This is a genomic window from Christiangramia sp. LLG6405-1 (assembly GCF_045055805.1).
Taxonomy (GTDB): Bacteria; Bacteroidota; Bacteroidia; order Flavobacteriales; family Flavobacteriaceae; genus Christiangramia.
In genome coordinates, this window is sequence record NZ_CP159330.1 from 1,259,578 (window position 1) to 1,277,343 (window position 17,766).

The 17,766-nt window shown below is 39.1% G+C and carries 14 protein-coding genes; 6 read left to right on the plus strand and 8 right to left on the minus strand.

Annotated elements, in window-relative coordinates; translation table 11 throughout:
• Nucleotides 1-155: 155 nt before the first annotated feature.
• From ABVM50_RS05830 to ABVM50_RS05840, 3 genes are all read right to left on the minus strand, one after another.
• Nucleotides 156-701 (minus strand): YSC84-related protein, encoded by a 546-nt coding sequence (locus ABVM50_RS05830; protein WP_405200361.1) that lies wholly within the window; start codon nt 699-701, stop codon nt 156-158.
• Nucleotides 702-1,007: 306 nt separating this feature from the next.
• A complete protein-coding gene (locus ABVM50_RS05835) occupies nt 1,008-1,208 on the minus strand; it encodes a helix-turn-helix transcriptional regulator (protein WP_405200363.1) in 201 nt (66 codons plus the stop codon).
• Nucleotides 1,205-1,612: a hypothetical protein gene (locus ABVM50_RS05840; RefSeq protein WP_405200365.1), complete on the minus strand. Its 408-nt coding sequence runs from the start codon at nt 1,610-1,612 to the stop codon at nt 1,205-1,207. Before ABVM50_RS05840 ends, ABVM50_RS05835 begins: the two co-directional genes overlap by 4 nt.
• A 195-nt stretch (nt 1,613-1,807) precedes the next feature.
• Between ABVM50_RS05840 and ABVM50_RS05845 the strand changes: the two genes are divergently transcribed.
• The 3 genes from ABVM50_RS05845 (at nt 1,808) to ABVM50_RS05855 (ending at nt 7,072) form a co-directional block, all read left to right on the plus strand.
• Complete coding sequence (locus ABVM50_RS05845) at nt 1,808-2,443, plus strand: DUF4403 family protein (protein WP_405200367.1); 636 nt, start codon at nt 1,808-1,810, stop codon at nt 2,441-2,443.
• A 1-nt stretch (nt 2,444) separates the two neighbouring features.
• Nucleotides 2,445-3,089: a deoxyribose-phosphate aldolase gene (gene deoC / locus ABVM50_RS05850; RefSeq protein WP_405200368.1), complete on the plus strand. Its 645-nt coding sequence runs from the start codon at nt 2,445-2,447 to the stop codon at nt 3,087-3,089.
• 134 nt (nt 3,090-3,223) lie between these two features.
• Nucleotides 3,224-7,072, plus strand: coding sequence for a triple tyrosine motif-containing protein (locus ABVM50_RS05855; RefSeq protein ID WP_405200369.1), 3,849 nt, complete (start codon nt 3,224-3,226; stop codon nt 7,070-7,072).
• A 68-nt stretch (nt 7,073-7,140) separates the two neighbouring features.
• On the opposite strand, the gene ABVM50_RS05860 is transcribed toward ABVM50_RS05855, so the two are convergent.
• From ABVM50_RS05860 to ABVM50_RS05870, 3 genes are all read right to left on the minus strand, one after another.
• A complete protein-coding gene (locus ABVM50_RS05860; RefSeq protein ID WP_405200370.1) occupies nt 7,141-9,540 on the minus strand; it encodes a glycoside hydrolase family 31 protein in 2,400 nt (799 codons plus the stop codon).
• 63 nt (nt 9,541-9,603) lie between these two features.
• Nucleotides 9,604-11,511, minus strand: coding sequence for a 1,4-alpha-glucan branching protein GlgB (gene glgB / locus ABVM50_RS05865; RefSeq protein WP_405200371.1), 1,908 nt, complete (start codon nt 11,509-11,511; stop codon nt 9,604-9,606).
• Between the two features lie 269 nt (nt 11,512-11,780).
• Nucleotides 11,781-12,407 carry a diheme cytochrome c-553 gene (locus tag ABVM50_RS05870; protein WP_405200372.1) on the minus strand — a complete coding sequence of 209 codons (627 nt, stop codon included), beginning with the start codon at nt 12,405-12,407 and terminating at the stop codon, nt 11,781-11,783.
• A gap of 132 nt (nt 12,408-12,539) precedes the next feature.
• Between ABVM50_RS05870 and ABVM50_RS05875 the strand changes: the two genes are divergently transcribed.
• The gene (locus tag ABVM50_RS05875) at nt 12,540-13,004 is read left to right on the plus strand and encodes an RNA methyltransferase (RefSeq protein WP_405200373.1); all 465 of its coding nucleotides are present in this window, start codon (nt 12,540-12,542) and stop codon (nt 13,002-13,004) included.
• Here ABVM50_RS05875 and ABVM50_RS05880 read toward each other — a convergent pair.
• On the minus strand, nt 13,001-14,446 hold the full coding sequence (locus ABVM50_RS05880) for a TonB-dependent receptor (protein WP_405200375.1): 1,446 nt from the start codon (nt 14,444-14,446) through the stop codon (nt 13,001-13,003). The genes ABVM50_RS05875 and ABVM50_RS05880 overlap by 4 nt on opposite strands.
• A gap of 173 nt (nt 14,447-14,619) precedes the next feature.
• Here ABVM50_RS05880 and ABVM50_RS05885 point away from each other — a divergent pair, with 173 nt between their 5' ends.
• Nucleotides 14,620-15,066 carry a VOC family protein gene (locus ABVM50_RS05885; protein WP_405200376.1) on the plus strand — a complete coding sequence of 149 codons (447 nt, stop codon included), beginning with the start codon at nt 14,620-14,622 and terminating at the stop codon, nt 15,064-15,066.
• Here the strand turns inward: ABVM50_RS05885 and ABVM50_RS05890 are convergent.
• Nucleotides 15,063-16,601 carry a SulP family inorganic anion transporter gene (locus ABVM50_RS05890; protein ID WP_141876727.1) on the minus strand — a complete coding sequence of 513 codons (1,539 nt, stop codon included), beginning with the start codon at nt 16,599-16,601 and terminating at the stop codon, nt 15,063-15,065. The genes ABVM50_RS05885 and ABVM50_RS05890 overlap by 4 nt on opposite strands.
• A 247-nt stretch (nt 16,602-16,848) precedes the next feature.
• Between ABVM50_RS05890 and era the strand changes: the two genes are divergently transcribed.
• Nucleotides 16,849-17,736, plus strand: coding sequence for a GTPase Era (era, locus tag ABVM50_RS05895; RefSeq protein ID WP_141876728.1), 888 nt, complete (start codon nt 16,849-16,851; stop codon nt 17,734-17,736).
• The last annotated feature ends 30 nt before the right edge of the window (nt 17,737-17,766 follow it).

Here is a 17,766-nt window from a genome sequence, read left to right on the forward strand (position 1 = left end):
TAACAAAACTTAGATAGTTCTTTGTGCTGACATTTTTAGTCAGGCTCCTCATATCTATACAATGTATACAGACTTTAATCGAGTCCATCATGAAAAGTCTAAAAACAAAAAACCGACCCTAAGGTCGGTTTTTGATCATTTTATAATACCTGATATTACATTTCAGTGTATCCAAATCTCTGTCCTGCAACAGATACTCCAACCATCGCACCAGCTTTAGGCATAGTTGCTACAGCTGTACCATCAGTGAACTTAATAGTTTTAGATTTTCCTTTTTCTAAAATTACCGCAGTGGCATTTCCAGATAATTCATAATCTCCTTCTTGAAACTTGTTAAGGTCTTCTTCATTTTCGAAGAAAATTACTTCTCGGTAAGCTTTTCCACCAACCTGCAGTCCTACATCAACTTGCTTTAGGTTAGCATATCCTACCATTGTTCCGTTTTCGTAAACAATCCCGTTACCAGAAGCACCACCGATGATGTAAGCACCTTTTCCAACATTCGGGAAAATTGCATATCCAGCGGAACTTGCAAATAACTCAGCCAAATTAGGTTCTGCTGCGGTCATCGCTGCTTTAGCTTCCGTAGCATCAGCTTTAAGATCGGTCATATCTCCATTCTTAGTGGATCCACAACTTACTATTCCTACGAATAGCATTAGTAATCCGGTCTTCTTTAAGTAAACATTTAAATTTTTCATGACTTATTTTTTTGGTGATTCAAAACTAATTGAATCATATAACAAGTCCTGTTAAGCTCACGTTATTTGGGAATATCTTAAAACCTAACCTAAATATGATGTTAAAAAAGCTCTGGAGTCATGATTTTTGAGGTACTGAGAATTATTCGTAACTATTTAATAAATAGTGTAATACAAAAAATCAGTATTGAATTGAGCTAATAATAAATGCTATTGAGTTAAGCTGTGCTCCATTTTCTGGATACTTTAGCTGCTGAATTTAGTTAAATATTAGGGGCTCGACTTGTAGGGAATCGGCCCCTTTTTTTATGCTTCGATTTCAGCTTCAAAAATTTCTTCGATTGTTTTGTCAAACAGGTGGGAAAGTTTGAAGGCTAAAGGTAAACTGGGATCAAACTTTCCTTTTTCAATAGCATTAACAGTTTGTCTGGATACATTTAGTCTTTTTGCGAGTTCAGCCTGCGTCAAATCATGCTCGGCTCTTAAAATTTTGATTCTGTTTTTCATCGATACCTGTATTGTCCAATTACTACTCCTGCGATATAGCTTAATCCAATCACAATTACCAGATGCGAAATTTCAGCATCGAAATTAATAAGGTTTGTAACATCCATTGTCGAGTAACTAATTCCCAGGATGAGCGCTATCCCCAGTGCAAGGCCCATAGCTTCAAGGTGAATCTTTCTTTGTAACTCGTCCAGACTTTTCAGGTGCTTTATGTTGGCGATGATCATTCCAACTCCAATTAGTAGATTGATGAATAGTAAAATGGTCGTGATCGTATTATTGCCAGGCCATAGATAAAGATTTCCAAAAACCACCACTGCTAGGGATGTAACCCAAAGTGTGGTCCATAATGCCAGGAGCTTTGTGCGCCCGGTTGTACAGTTTTTACTCGTTGATGTTTCCATGATGTAAAGTTTATTTGACACAAATATATAAAAAGAATCTAATTAGAATGGTTTGCTTTACAAAAAGTAAATAAAACTTTACATTTAGTTTCAATTTTTTAGTATTTCAGTCATTATAAGATTTTGCTAAACTCCTCCTGTATCCATTCTGAAACCTAAGTTTTCTATATCTTCGAATCACTCAAATCTTTCAAAATGATGACTGACACAAACCGAAATATATCTGAAGCCGACTTTGATATTACCATTCCTATAAAGATTGGCTATCCTGCTCTTAACGATTTTTTAAAGCAGAAATTGGTTGGTGAGATCATTAGCAAAGAGAATGAGGAAGGCGAAAAATCTAATTATGCCCAGATCCTGGATATAACTATGGAGAAAAGTGATAATCCAGAGTACGATCTATGTCTGCCCGTTACGGTGCAAACGCTTACCAGTTTATTTAAGAATAAGCAGGTTAAATTTTTGTTCTACGCAAGTTTGCACCTGGATCGTGAACTACAAAAAATTGAACTGGCAAATTATGAGATCGATGGGCAGAATAACAACTGGCTTGTAAATCAAGCTTTAGAAACTGTTGTGAACAAATGGTTATACGCTAAGTTGAAGGAAAAGATGAATTTTAATTTCATGCCTCAACTGGAAGAGCAGATGAATTCTTTGAACAATAAACTGGAGAATAAGATAGAAGCCAAGGAGGGCATCAATCTTATTGGTTTCCTTGAAGATCTTGAAGTTGCTCAGTTTAAGGCAGATGAAAATGACCTTTGGATCTCTATGCGCTTAAAGGCAAATGGTGTGGTTGAAGTAGATAAAATTAAACTTCCCTAAGATGAAACTGAATCACTATATCGATCATACGCTATTAAAACCTGATGCCAGTCCTCAGGCAGTTATAAAACTTTGTCAGGAAGCGATTAATTATGAGTTCTATGTGGTTTGTGTTTCCGGATGTTATGCATTATTAGCCGCAGAGCAAATTAGACAATCTAATGTAAAGCTAGCCGTTACTATAGGCTTCCCATTGGGTTCTTCAACTTCGGAAGCAAAAGTGCAAGAGGCCAAAATTGCGGTCGAACAAGGTGCGGATGAAATCGACATGGTTCTGAATATTGGTTTTCTTAAAGCTGGTTTAACTGAAGAAGTAGAAGAGGAAATAAGATCAATAAAGTCGGTAATTGGAGAAAAGATTCTCAAAGTCATTCTAGAAACCTGTTATCTAAGTGATTCGCAAATTATAGAGGCCTGTGAGATTTCAGAAAAAGCGGGAGCAGACTTTGTAAAAACTTCTACAGGTTTTGGTACAGACGGGGCAACTTTAGAGCATATTAGACTTATGAAGCAAAGTATTGGTGGTCATATAAAAATCAAAGCTTCAGGAGGAATTCGCGATAAGGAGACAGCTTTAGCATATATAAATGCTGGTGCAGATCGCATTGGAACCTCTTCCGGGATTCAGATTGTTTCAGGCTTATAGCTCTCATAGGATTTTTCTTACTTCATTTTGTTCATATCGTCTTAATAACTAGGTTCTAAAGTCTTTGTTTACAGAACTTTAATAAGTCGATTTTTACCTAAATTATTCCTGCTTAACTTATAATTTCTGTTGATTTGAGACAATCTAATTTAGTGTTCCGGTTATTCCTTGTGGTTTTTATGGGAATGATTGTGAAGGGTACGGCACAGGTTCATAAATCTCTGCAGGAAGTCAGGATGATCAATAGCTTTACAAATGCTGAAAATGTCCATATTCAGCAGGCTAAAGGGGATTATCTCTGGATCACAACGCCACTAAAAGTTATTCGATATAACTCAGCGGAAGTAGAGGATTACAACAAATTTCGGGGTATACCCGCTGAGATTGGGAAACAATATAGTGCTACATTAACAGATTCCAAAGGGCAGGTCTGGCTTACCGGAAACAAAGGTATGGCTGTTCTCGAGAGCGGAAAACAGGATTTTATATTTGTTAGTTCCATGCCCGGGAAGGTCTATGAGATGCTGGAAGACCCGGCGGGTCAGTTATGGGTGGCTGCAGAAAACGGTATTTTCAAGCTGAACGTCGATTCTAAAGCCAAAGATTTCGGACTTTCAAGATTTCTTTCTGAAAATACTCAGGCAACCACATCCACTATCTTTAACGATGAAATTATTTTTGCCGGGCCAAATGCGGTGATCGCTATTAATAGAAGATCCGGAAAATTTAGACGACTTAAAACTTCATATTACGAAAATCTGCAGTTCACAGCCCTTTTACCACTCGGCAATAAATTGTTGCTGGCTACCAACGGAAAGGGTATGTTCGAATTTGATGCGCAATTGGATAGATTTCAGAAGATCTACAGGTTGCCTTTCGATTTTACCAGAGGTCATATAACAGATTTACTCAAAACAAACGAAAAGCTCATCGCCCTTACCCGTGATAATGGGGTGTTCAAATTTGATGAGGAACTAAAGTTTATTAAAAAAGAGGAAAGCTTTCCGCAGCAATTATTTGCAGCCCAGTTAAACGATAAAAATTTACTCTGGCTAGTTGGAAACGACGGACTCTATTTGAAAAATCTATCTTCAGAATCAATATGGCAGCTACATCATGACCCTGCGAAATATTCGAGTCTGGCAGGTAATAGGTTAAGTGCCATGGCTACAGATTCTCGTGGACACGTTTGGTTTGGAACTAGTGAAGGTCTGAGCATCTGGAACCCTGATACCGATCGCTATAGTCATATCAAAAATTTAAACTATATAAAGGCAAGACAAAATCCAGATAAGATAACTTCCATTGCTGCTAATGGACAGTATGTATGGGTGGCGACCAGTGAAGATGGTGTGTATAAGATTAATATCAATACACTTCTCAGAGCTCATTATGCACCCACCGCACTTTACAAAACAGAGGTTCTGGAGGCAAATGCATTATTTATTGATTCTTCTGAAAATACATGGATTGGCGGAGAAACAGGTTATTTGACAAGGATCAGTACTTCCAATGAGATTAAAACATTTCCTTTAAAAGAAGTTCAGGCCATTGCAGAACTCGGACCCAGAAAATTGATCGTCGCAACCAGGAATCGTGTTCATTCCATTGATCCCGTTAGTGGTCGTATTAGCGATCTTGATAAGCTGACTGCCAGCGAAACCATGCATTATTATGCGATCAACCAATTGTATATCACTCAGGAAGGTATAGGTCTATTTGCAACAGAAGGCACAGGTTTGATCGCGTACAATTTCGAAACGGAGGCTTTAGAGATATTTGATGAAGAATTTGGATTACCGTCCAATAATGTGGAAGGAGTGATCGTAGAGGATGAAAATTACTGGATCTCTACAGATGAAGGTCTTGCCAGTTATGATCCGAACGAGAAGAACCTTCGAGTATTCAGTGAATTAAACGGACTTACAACTTCTGAACTAACTACAGGTTTTACTAAAATGACGAACGGTTCCCTTGTCCTGGGGACAGCGAACGGGGTTAATATTTTTAAGCCGAAAAGTATGCTTGCGCAGCAGGAACTCAAACCTGAAGTGGAATTCAGAACTCTTATGCAAGCTTCAGTTCGTAATGAAAAGCAAAGAAGGATCTCATTACTAAGTGGTTCGATCATCGACGTGAAGGAAAATACAGGTTTCCAGGTAGCCTTCCAGGGATTATCATTCTGGTCTCCAGATGAATTACTTTATAGCTGGAGAATGCAGGGAATCGAAGATGAATGGTCCAAACCTTCAAAAGTGAATTCAGCCAGCTATGCCAGTCTGCCTCCGGGAGATTACATGTTCGAAGTGAGGTCAAAATTACCAAATTCCAGTTGGTCTGAAGTTAAACAGATTCCCGTAGAAGTCGCAGCAGTTTCAGGAGGAATTGGGGTTGTATATCTATTTATGGGAATTGGAATTATAGCCGCTGTGATCATATTTGCATATGTATTCGTGCTTCGATCCAGAAATGCTGATAGGCAGGCCAGGGAAGAACTTAGAGCAAAACTGCAACAGGAGTTTCAGAAACCTGTAGAAAGCGCGGTACAATCATTAAGTAAGATCTCAGCTTCTAAAGATGCGGATAATCAAGAGGATCTACAGCGATATGCTGCAAGGTTTGATGATCTTTTCAACCAGATCCTGAATTTCAATTATGAAGAATCTGTCTATGAAATTTCCAGTATAAAATTAGATGCACATCTTCCAGAGGTTGTAAATGAGATCGAACCGGTCTACAAATTGAAAGATCTCGACTTGATCATTAATAACCATTGGGGAGATGAACCTTTTTATTACAATCTGGAAATGCTGGATAAGATCTTCTTTAGTTTGATATCGGGCAGTGCCGGGTATTCGGTTAAAAATGGAAAGATCATTCTGAATCTTATTCGCACTGGTGTTGGAGATCTGAAGGTTCAGATCACAGATACCGGAAAAGGCATTCCTGCGCAGGATATTAAGGTGCTGGAAAAGAAGCGTGGTCTGGATCAACGAATGAAGTTTAGAGATAAGAGCGGACTTCGTTATATCCTTAAGGCTATGGAACTCATTAATAAAGCTGGAGGAAGCTTTAATTTTGAAACGCAAAGTAATGAAGGTTCAACATACACTGCTGTATTAAAGAACAGGCAGGAAGATTATCGCAGGGTACCCCAACGTGCTGCCGGAATCCTTCAGTCTAAAAACACTCAGAAGGCAATTGCTAAATCCCTTCCGGAGGAAATTGAAAATCTTAGTGGCAGTAAGATATTGATCATTGACTCTCAAACTTCCTCCAGGGAACTGCTGGCCAATTCAATTGGTCATCATTGCCAGGTTTACCAGGCGGCAACGGCTGAAGAAGGCATTGAAAAAGCAAGTATGATCTTTCCAGATATCATAATTGCAGCGAGCATGCTGTCAGATATGAACACTATTCAGCTATCTAAAATGCTTAGGCGTAATCCTGCTCTCAACCATATCGATATATTCATGATCACAAATGAGGGACAGCAATTTGATACGGATCAGGTAGCTGAAATTACAGAACTTATCAGTGAACCTTTGAATATCACATTATTGATGAATAAGATCGCTTCAACCTTGAAAAGTCAGCAGAAATTTCGAGAAGGCTTTATCAAAAGTCATTTGCAAAGTGGTGACATAGTATACAGGTCTGATCGTGATAGAAAATTTATTCAGGAATCAAAACAGACTATCCTTGATAATATTGAAAAAGACAATTTCACTGTGCACGATCTTAGCGCTTCCTTAGGTATTTCGAGTAACACATTGTTCATGAAACTTAAAAGTCTGGTGAACCTTTCACCTCAGGAATTTATAGAGTTTGTCCATGCAGAATACGGAAGAGAATTGCTGAACGATGGTGATTTTAATACCATGGAGGTGTCATACAAAGCAGGGTTTTCCAGTCCAAAACGCCTTCAGGAAAGTCTGAAGAAATTCTACGGAAAGGATTATAACTCTATCTTAGAGCGGTAGTTTCCAGTATTCATTCCACAAAAAAAGCCTGTTCGTCAAGAACAGGCTTTTTATTCCACTAATAGTAATTATCCAACCAGTTGTAGTTCACTAAAATCCTTCTTTATGATCATGCTTTTATCTTCAGCATTGTATTGCAGTGTATCTAACGGCACTTCTTCATTTTCGTAGAATACTCGTCTAATTTCAAATGGAAGACCGTGTAGATTCAGTTTAAAGGTGTCATAGGAAGCTGAGAACTTTCCGCTCTTATGCTGCTGGATGATCACCTCATCTTCTTTACCTGTTAGCTTAAATGTACGAAGGCTATAAATGTTCTGGCGGTATTCATACCCATCGTGCGCATCTTCATAAAATTCAGAATTCTCTTTTCCTAGTTTGTAATATACATCAAGCGTCATTTGTTCAATCTCTACCTGATCTACATATTGCTGGATCGGGTATTTAGGAATTATTGCTCCGGCCTTGATAAATATAGGTACGATATCCAGTGGCGCGTCAACCCAAATTTCCTTACCACCATTTACCAGGTTATCGCTCCAGAAATTGTACCACTGGCCTTTTGGAATATACATTCTTCGTCCCTGTACATTTGGTTCCTGAATTGGGCACACCAGGATCTGGTTTCCGAAGATAAATTCATCAGATCTATAGTGGGTTTGCACATCTTCCTGATCAAAATAAACCAGCGGTTTTAGAATTGGCTGCCCTTCCTGGACGTAATTATAGAACGCAGTGTATAAATATGGCAATAGCTGATAACGCAATTCTACGAACTTCCTGCTAATGTCAAGTACGTCCTCTCCGAAGAACCATGGTTCCTGTTCGCCATGATCTCCCGAGGAATGAACACGGCAGAAAGGATGAAATATTCCTAGTTGTATCCATCTGGTATAAAGTTCTCCTGAAGGCTGCTCGGCAAAACCACCAATATCAGATCCGGCAAAGCTCATTCCGCTCATACAAAGTCGTTGTATCTGGACATTTGCAAGCCATAAATGTTCCCAGGTAGCTACGTTGTCACCAGTCCAGGTTGAAGTATAGCGCTGTCCTCCAGAATAATTTGCCCTGGTAATAATGAACGGTCGCTTCGGGAAATTGAACTTTTTAACTCCTTCATAGGTGGCTCTCGCCATCTGCATTCCGTAGATATTATGAGCTTTTCTATGGCTACATGCATGACCATCATAATCATGTCTAACATCCAGCGGGAAAGTTTTTCCTGGAACCTCCATCACTGCCGGTTCGTTCATATCGTTCCAGACTCCTTTTACTCCAATTTCACCAATAAGTTCTCTGTACAAACCGCTCCACCATTCACGTACATCGGGATTGGTGAAATCTGGAAAGTAACATTCCCCCGGCCATACCTTACCTCGCATGTATGGTCCATCTGCACGGCGGCAGAAATAGTCTTTGTCCAAAGCTTCTTTAAAAACATCATAGCTCAGGTCTATTTTAATACCTGGATCTATGATAGCAACGGTCTTAAATCCATCTTCTTCCAGTTCACGAACCATTCGTTTAGGATCTGGAAAAAATTCCTTATTCCACGTAAAGCAACGGAAGCCTTCCATATAGTCAATATCCAGGTAGATCGCATCACATGGAAAATTTAATTCCCGGAATTTCGAGGTGATTTCCTTGACCTTGCTTTCAGGATAATAACTCCATTTACACTGGTGAAATCCCAATGCCCACATTGGTGGCAATTCCGGCTTACCGGTAAGATCTGTATACGTTGTGAGGACATCGGTCATTTGAGGACCGTAGATGAAGTAATAATTCATCTCCCCGCCATCTGCCCAGAAGCTGGTTACATTTCGACGTTCACTACAAAAATCAAAATGTGTTTTAAATGTGTTGTCGAAAAAGATTCCGTAGGAAATATTTTGTTGAAGCCCCATATAGAAAGGAACCGCTTTATAAAGTTCGTTCGTATCTTTTCCGTAAGCATATTGATCTGTATTCCAAAGGCTCAGTCTTTTACCTTTTAAATTGAAGTTGGTTGGCTTGTCTCCAAGTCCGAAATAACTTTCCTGGTCTTTAGAAGATTTGCTCATTTTGACAAAATTCCCTCCAAACTCGAAGCTTTCTTCCCAATGGAAACCAAGTTCGTCTTCCAGAATGATTTTGCCGCTGTGTTCATACATACCTACACGCAGATCGTCCTTGGCAACTTTACAAATGAACTTTTCAGTCTTTACAACAACGTGTGTGTCCTCTTCTGAAATCTCCAGGTGGTTAAACCCATGAGGATGATTTTGATCTACTGCATATGAAAAGTCGTGCTCAAAAATACCATTGGTGGTATATCGAAATCGCATCATATTGTCCCGAAGGATCGTTAGCTGTAGCCTTACGCCATTTTTCGTGATAAAATTGACGGTATCCTGATCGTGTTCGCAAGAAATCAGGCCGGTAGGGTATAAATTCCCCTTATGTTCAAGTTCTGTATTCGTAATCATTTTTCTTAGCTTCTAATTATTCCGGCGATCAACATTTGCAGCCAGAGTATGATTTTTTTGATATTATGCTAGTTTGAATACCACTGTTGCTAGTGGTGGAACTATAATTTTTGCTGAAAATTCTTTCCCATGGAAAGCTTCTTTTTCGATTTTAATAGCATTATTCATTACTCCAGATCCTCCGTATTTCGCATCATCTGAATTGTATATTTCTTTTAGTTTTCCTTTCTTCGGAAGACCAATGGTATATTCTTTCAGAACAGTGGGAGTGAAGTTACAGACAACTGCCAGTATTTCTTTTTCTGAAGTTCCCTTTCTCAAATAACTGATCACCGAATTCTGATTGTCATCAAATGAGATCCATTCGAATCCATCTTCACTGAATTGGTTTTCGTATAATGCAGGTTGTTTTTTATAAAGTATGTTGAGGTCGGTAAGTGCCTTTTTAATACCATTATGAGATTCCTGCTCCAGCAAGTGCCAGTCCAGGCTGGTATTATAGTTCCATTCTGCATATTGTCCCAGCTCAGCTCCCATAAATAAAAGTTTCGCTCCAGGATGGGTATACATATAACTATACATTAATCTCAAATTTGCAAAACGCTGCCAGTCGTCACCCGGCATTCTGCCAAGCAAAGATTTTTTTCCGTAGACAACTTCATCGTGACTTAAAGGCAATACGAAGTTCTCAGTAAATGTATAGGTCATACTGAAGGTGATATCATTTTGATGATACCTGCGATGAATTGGATCCTTCTTAAAATATTCCAGGGTATCATGCATCCAGCCCATCATCCATTTCATTCCAAAACCTAAACCTCCATGGCTTACCGGCCTGGAAACTTTAGGAAATGAGGTGGATTCTTCAGCAATTGTTTGTACTCCCTGGAAGCTGCTATATACTTCAGTATTAAGATCTTTAATAAAGCTAATGGCATCAAGGTTTTCTCTTCCGCCTTCAGCATTAGGTTCCCATTCGCCATCTTCTCTGGAATAATCCAGGTATAACATGGAAGCTACGGCATCTACGCGAAGCCCGTCAATATGATATTTATCCAGCCAGAAAACTGCGTTGCTTATCAAAAAGGAGCGCACTTCATTTCTGCCATAATTAAAAATGAGGCTTTTCCAATCCTGGTGATAGCCTCTTCGGGGATCTGGATGTTCGTATAGGTGCGAACCATCAAATTTTCCAAGACCATGTTTATCTTCAGGAAAATGTGAAGGCACCCAATCCAGAATGACTCCAATTCCCGCTTTGTGAAAAGCATCCAGCAATTGCATGAATTCCTGGGGATCGCCAAACCTGGAGGTGGGAGCAAAATATCCGGTTAATTGATAACCCCAGCTCGGGTCATATGGGAATTCCATAATAGGCATGAATTCTACATGCGTAAACTCCATTCCCTTTACATAACCAACCAATTCATCTGCCATCTCAAGGTAAGTAAGAGAACGGTTTTCGAGGGTATTCTTTCTCCAGGAGGCAAGATGAACTTCATAAACAGAATAAGGCTTATCCAATGCATTCACCTCTTCACGACGGGACATGAACTTCTTATCCTTCCATTTATAATCCAGATCCCAGACAATAGAGGCTGTATTTGGTGGGTGTTCACATCTTAAAGCGTAAGGATCAGCCTTTTCAAGAATTTCTCCATTGTTATTAGATACTATTCTGAATTTATACTTATCACCTTTTTTTACACCCGGAATAAAACCTTCCCAGATGCCACTTTCATCCCAGCGTACATTTAGAGGATGGTCATCAATATTCCAGTAATTAAAATCTCCAATTACAGAAACCGACTTTGCCGTGGGAGCCCAGACAGAAAAGTAAACCCCATCCTGTCCTTCATGTGTTATTAAATGAGCACCGAACTTTTCGTACAGTCTGTAATGTTTACCCGATCTAAAAAGTGAAATGTCAAATTCTGTAAATAATGAGTAAACCTGTACTTCCTGTTTCATGCGTCGTTTTTAATTGTATTCACGGTTAAATTTTATTTCTGAAAATTCTCTGCTGAATTAAACCCAGATTTGATTCCTGAAATTACCGATCAGGAAATAAAAATAACAAACTGATATTTAAAAATACCGGCAATCTCAAAGTTGTTTCGGTTTTTGAGCTTTAATTGAGGAGTTTATAGTGAAATCCTGTATTCGTTTATAATTTGCTGAAGATTAAGTTTTAAACGGTTAATTTATTACAGATTTCCGAATAAAATCATAACGTTAGATTAGGCATTCTGGAGGCTATCGAGTTTATTAGGCGCCACCGGAGCGGGTACGGCATTTTCAACAGGCTTAGTGGACTTTAAATAACGAAAAATAGACTCAAGATCTTTATCTGTAAGCTCGCTATAATTCTGCCATGGCATTGGAGGTAAGATCATCCTGCCACCGGAATCTCCTTTGAGTTTCCCTTCTCTTATAGCAGTTTTAAACCTTTGCATGCTCCAGTTTCTCAGTCCCGTGTCACTAGAAGTAAGATTTGAAGCATAACTAATTCCCCATGGACCTATGGCCACGGTAAGATCGCCGCTCATTTGTATCCATCCATTTTTGATCGCTTCTGAAGAAAATGTAGGAAGACTATCTCCTGCCTGGTGACCTGAAAGCGCCAGCTCTGGTATCACCTGTGGACCTCTTTCTGTCATTCGTTTTGGAGAATGGCAATCATGGCAACCTATGGTATTTACGAGGTATTCCCCATGCGAAATACTGTCCTGAAGGCTAAGGTCTTCAACTGGAACTTCGGCGTATTCCTTACTATCCTGGCAGGAAATAAGTACGATAGTTAAAGCTAAGAAGCCTGAATTTATAAACTTGAATAAGGTAGATGGGCTTTTTTTAGGAATTTCCATAATATTGTAATCAGTTGATTGTCAATACTTAAAAATAATAAATATTTTATTATTAGTAGTTCTGCCATTCATAACACTACTGAAGTTTTACTTCTATTCTGAAATATGGAGTGCTAATAGTATCTTTGCAAAATGACAACAAACAACCTCGAACAGGGATTTTTTGGAATCGGAATTCAAAATGGTAAGACGCCTGAAAATCTCGGTGTTTTATGGCGTTCAGCTCAAAATATGGGAGCGAGTTTTATTTTTACGATTGGAAACAGGTACGCAAAACAGGCTTGTGATACCCACAAAGCTGTAGGTGCAATGCCTTATTTTCATTATGAAAGTTTCGAGGAATTCTATAAACACCTCCCGAAGGGTGCAATGCTTGTAGGCGTGGAACTTGCCGAAAACGCAGTATCTCTGGAAACCTTTAAACATCCTAGACGTTGTGTCTATTTGCTTGGGGCTGAAGACCATGGTCTCTCCAATGAAGCGATCGAGAAATCACATCATCTGGTAAAGTTTAGTTCTACTTTAAGTTTGAATGTTTCTGTAGCCGGAAGTATCGTAATGTATGACCGCGGTATGAAATCTGAATTCTCTACCTAAGCTTCATTTTCTGATGCACGTTCCTTACTGAACAAATTCTTCTCCTTGATCATTTTAGCGGTAAGGCCTGGAACCATTTCTTCCCATTCCGGATTGCCCTCGCGTATCATTTCATAGACTTTTCTAGGATGGATTTCTAAAGATTCTCTGTCATACTCAGTAATATCGATCACCTTATTGTTATCTATAAAGAAGTTATAGAGCTCTCGCATTCTTGGGTGTACTTTTAAATTCGAGCTATCGATGATCTCCCCGGTATTTTCATCAAGCATCGGGTAGAGGTACACCTTAAGACTTTTAAAGAATAGTTTGCCAAAGGCTTCCAGGATTCCGCCGCTTAGGTGTCGGTAATACTTCTCATTGAAAATGTCTACGAGATTATCTGCACCCATAGCCAGACCCAGTTCTTTTTTGGTATGCTGCGCAAAATATTCCACAACTTTATAATATTCCTGAAAATTGGAGATCATTACTGTCTGTCCCGAAGCACAAAGAAGATCTGCACGATCCAGAAAATCCTTTTCGTTTATTTCACCTTCAGCTTTAAGATTGTTCAGGGTCATTTCGAAGATGGTGACCGTATTTTCAGGATCGACCTCTTCCTGTTCGAGAAACAGTTTCCGCGAGGTCATGTACATATTTAGGTTCAGATTGGTTACTGGACGAAAACTACCTCTAAGTGTAAGAATGTTCTTTTTATAAAGTGCATTTGCAGGTAAAATGTTGTTTCCGTCCTTTGAGAACATCACCGCATCTGTAATACCATCCTTGACAAGCTCCAGGCTCATGAGTCGGTTATCAACATCTTTGAAAACCGGACCGCGAAAGTTGATAGAATCGATTTCGATCTTATCTGTACTTAAGTGATCGTATAATTTTTTGATAAGAACCTTAGGATCATTACTCTGGTAAAATGCAGCATAAATAAGATTTACACCCATGATTCCCAGGCTAATTTGCTGTTGGGAAGCATTATTTTCATGAAACTGAACATGAAGTATGATCTCACTATATTCCTGCTTTGGTTCTCGCTGAAATTTTATTCCCAGCCATCCGTGACCTTTGTATTTCTTTGCCCAGTCAATAGTAGCTACCGTATTAGCATAGCTGAAAAATAATTTATCTGGATATTTTTTTCTGGAAAGCCGCTTTTCGATCAAAGTTGCTTCATAATCGATCATGCCTTTTAATCGTGCCTCGGTAACATACCGGTTCTGAGGATCGAGTCCGTAGATCGCATCACTAAAATCCTTATCGTAGGCACTAAGCGTTTTTGCGATCGTACCTTTTGGGTTTCTTGCTCTAAAAAAATGACGAACAGTTTCCTGTCCCGCTCCAATTTCAGCGAAAGTTCCATAGATGTTTTCGTTGAGGTTCAGGCGTGTGCACTTATTCTCTACGGAAAGTATGTTTTGGAATTCATCCTCGCTTAATTCGGCCATTTGCAGATTGTTTTGGTTGGTAGCTGAAAGTTAGGAATATTAAAACAACCGACTGCCCGTTTTAAGTAATGTTTAAAAGAATTTAACTCGATAAAGCTTCAGTAGAACGCCTAATTTTTACAGTTGAAAATTGCATTGAAATTTAAGTAACTTGAACTTCAAATAATTTTTCCATGAAGAAACTTCTAATTATCCTGATTGTATTTTTGGGTTACAACTGCAGTGCTCAGACTAATAACTTCAGTTTTAACAAGGATCATGACGCATTGCTTGTAAAAGATCTCTCTCGCTCGGCAAAATTTTATTCCGAAGTATTAGGACTGGAAGAAATAGATAATGGAGGATTGGCTGCCAGTATCAGGTGGTTTCAGCTTAAAGATTCCGTACAGATTCATTTGATCGAGAGCGAGGAAACTCCTGCTACCCACAAAGGTGTACACATGAGCTTAAATACTTCGGAATTGGATAAGTTCATGAAGTTTCTACACGAGCAGAATATTCCGTTTGAAAACTGGCCGGGCATAAGTAATACAGCAAATACCCGCCCGGATGGAGTTAAGCAGATCTACCTGCAGGATCCAGACGGTTACTGGATCGAGATCAACGACAATCAGCTTTAAGATTCATCTGCCGCCACTTTGTAATCAGGATCTTCCAGAATGTTAACTTCTATGATAGCATCTGCATTTTTCAGTAATCTGATGCAGTCATCGCTTAAATGTCTAAGATGAACTTTTTTGCCCACCTTGCTATATTTCTGAGTCACGGCATTCAAGGCTTCAATCGCCGACATATCCGAAACGCGACTGTCTTTAAAGTCGATAATGATCTCTTCCGGATCGTTCAGAGCATCAAATTTTTCAGCAAAATTAGTGGTAGAAGCAAAGAATAAAGGTCCGTAGATCTCGTAATGCTTTACCCCATTTTCATCGATAAATTTTCTAGCTCTAATTCTTTTCGCACTTTCCCAGGCAAAGAACAGTGCAGAAAGGATCACACCTACCAGAACTGCCAGGGCAAGGTTATGCAGGAATACGGTAATTAACGCCACGATAACTACCAGGAAAATATCCTTTTTAGGTACCTTGTTGAAGATCTTTAAACTAACCCATTCAAAAGTTCCTATGGCCACCATGATCATTACACCAACCAGTGCTGCCATTGGTAGTTTTTCGATTATAGGTGCACCGAATAATATGATCGCAAGAATTGTAAAAGCCGCAATGATACCAGATAATCGGGCTCTCGATCCAGCAGAAAGGTTTACAAGAGTTTGAGCGATCATTGGGCAACCACCCATTCCAAAGAAAAATCCGTTTAAGATATTTGAACCACCCTGCGCGATACATTCCCTGTTACCGTTTCCTTTAGTTTCAGTGATCTCATCTACCAGGTTTAGGGTTAACAAACCTTCAGTTAGACCAACTGCTGCCATGATCATAGAATAAGGAGCGATCAATTCTATGGTTTCCCAGGTTAGTGGAATTTGAGGAATATGGAATGGAGGAAAACCGCCACTTACAGAGGCAATATCTTTTACTGTTTTAGTGTCTATTCCGAAGAAATATACCAGCAGAAACACTACAATAATTGCGACTAAAGAAGAAGGAACAGCTTTAGTGACTTTAGGTAAAAGCACCACGATGGCGATCGTCAAAGCGACCAGGCCACCCATAATATAAAGTGCAGTTCCAGAAAGCCATTCTATATCCCCGTTCACAACGGTTTTAAACTGATCCAGCTGAGACATGAAGATCACGATAGCCAGACCATTCACAAACCCGAACATTACTGGATGAGGTACCAGTCTTATGAATTTACCAAGCTTGAATACACCAATAATTATCTGGAAAACTCCTGCTAATGCTACTGCTGCAAGAACATATTCTAGACCGTCTGACTTCATTAAGGCGATCAATACAATTACTGTTGCACCGGCACCTCCAGAGATCATTCCCGGTCTACCACCAAATATTGCGGTAACCAAACCAGCGATGAAAGAAGCGTAAAGACCCATTAGTGGAGGAAAACCAGCCAGAATAGCGAAAGAAAGTGACTCGGGAATCATGGTCATAGCAACCGTTAATCCTGCAAGCACTTCAGTTTTGTAATTAACCTGTTGTTTGAAGTCGAATAAGTTCAGAACTTTTTTCATAATGAGGCTTTTTCAGCTTAATTTTAAGAAGCGGCAAAAATAGTCATTAAAAACAGAAGCGCAACCCAATCATATTTTTGATTGAAAATTTTACTAAATTTTGATTATCAAATGATTATATTCATAATATCATACTAGAAAGGTGAGCTAAATAGCAAATTCCAGTGGGCTGAACGCCGAATGTTAGAAAATGAACAAACATTAGGTAACAGTTTACAAATGAAATACCTTTGCAAAAATTTTCATTATGGCACATAAGGCCGGTTTCGTAAATATTATAGGTAACCCAAATGTTGGGAAATCCACTTTAATGAATGCTTTCGTAGGTGAAAGACTTTCAATAATCACTTCAAAAGCACAAACAACCCGTCATAGGATTCTAGGTATTGTGAATGGAGAAGATTTCCAGATGATCTTGAGTGATACACCCGGGATCATTAAACCTGCTTACGAGCTACAGGCTTCCATGATGGATTTTGTGAAATCTGCTTTTGAAGATGCAGATGTTCTGATCTATATTGTTGAAATTGGAGAAGAAGGATTAAAGGATGAAGCATTCTTTAAAAAGATCGAAAACTCTGAAGTACCGGTTTTATTATTACTGAATAAGATCGATAAATCAAACCAGGATCAACTTGAAGAACAGGTGAAGTACTGGAGTGAAAAAGTGCCAACGGCCGAAATTCACCCAATTTCAGCATTGGAAGGTTTTAATGTGGCAGAGGTATTTAATAGGATCATCGAATTATTACCAGAATCTCCGGCATTTTATCCTAAAGATACGCTTACCGATAAGCCTGAACGATTTTTCGTGAACGAGATCATTCGTGAAAAGATCCTTATGCATTACAAGAAGGAAATTCCTTATAGTGTAGAGATCGAAACTGGGGAATTCTTTGAAGAGGAGAAGATCATCAGGATGCGTAGTGTGATCATGGTAGAACGAGATACCCAGAAGGGGATCATTATTGGTCATAAAGGTGCCGCGTTAAAAAGAGTAGGAGTAGAGGCTAGAAAAGACCTGGAGAAATTCTTCGGAAAACAGGTGCATCTAGAACTTTATGTAAAAGTGAATAAGAACTGGAGAAGTGATGCCAGGCAGCTGAAGAGATTTGGCTATACAGATAAGAAGTAACTACATTTCAAGAATACAGGAAGTTGAGCT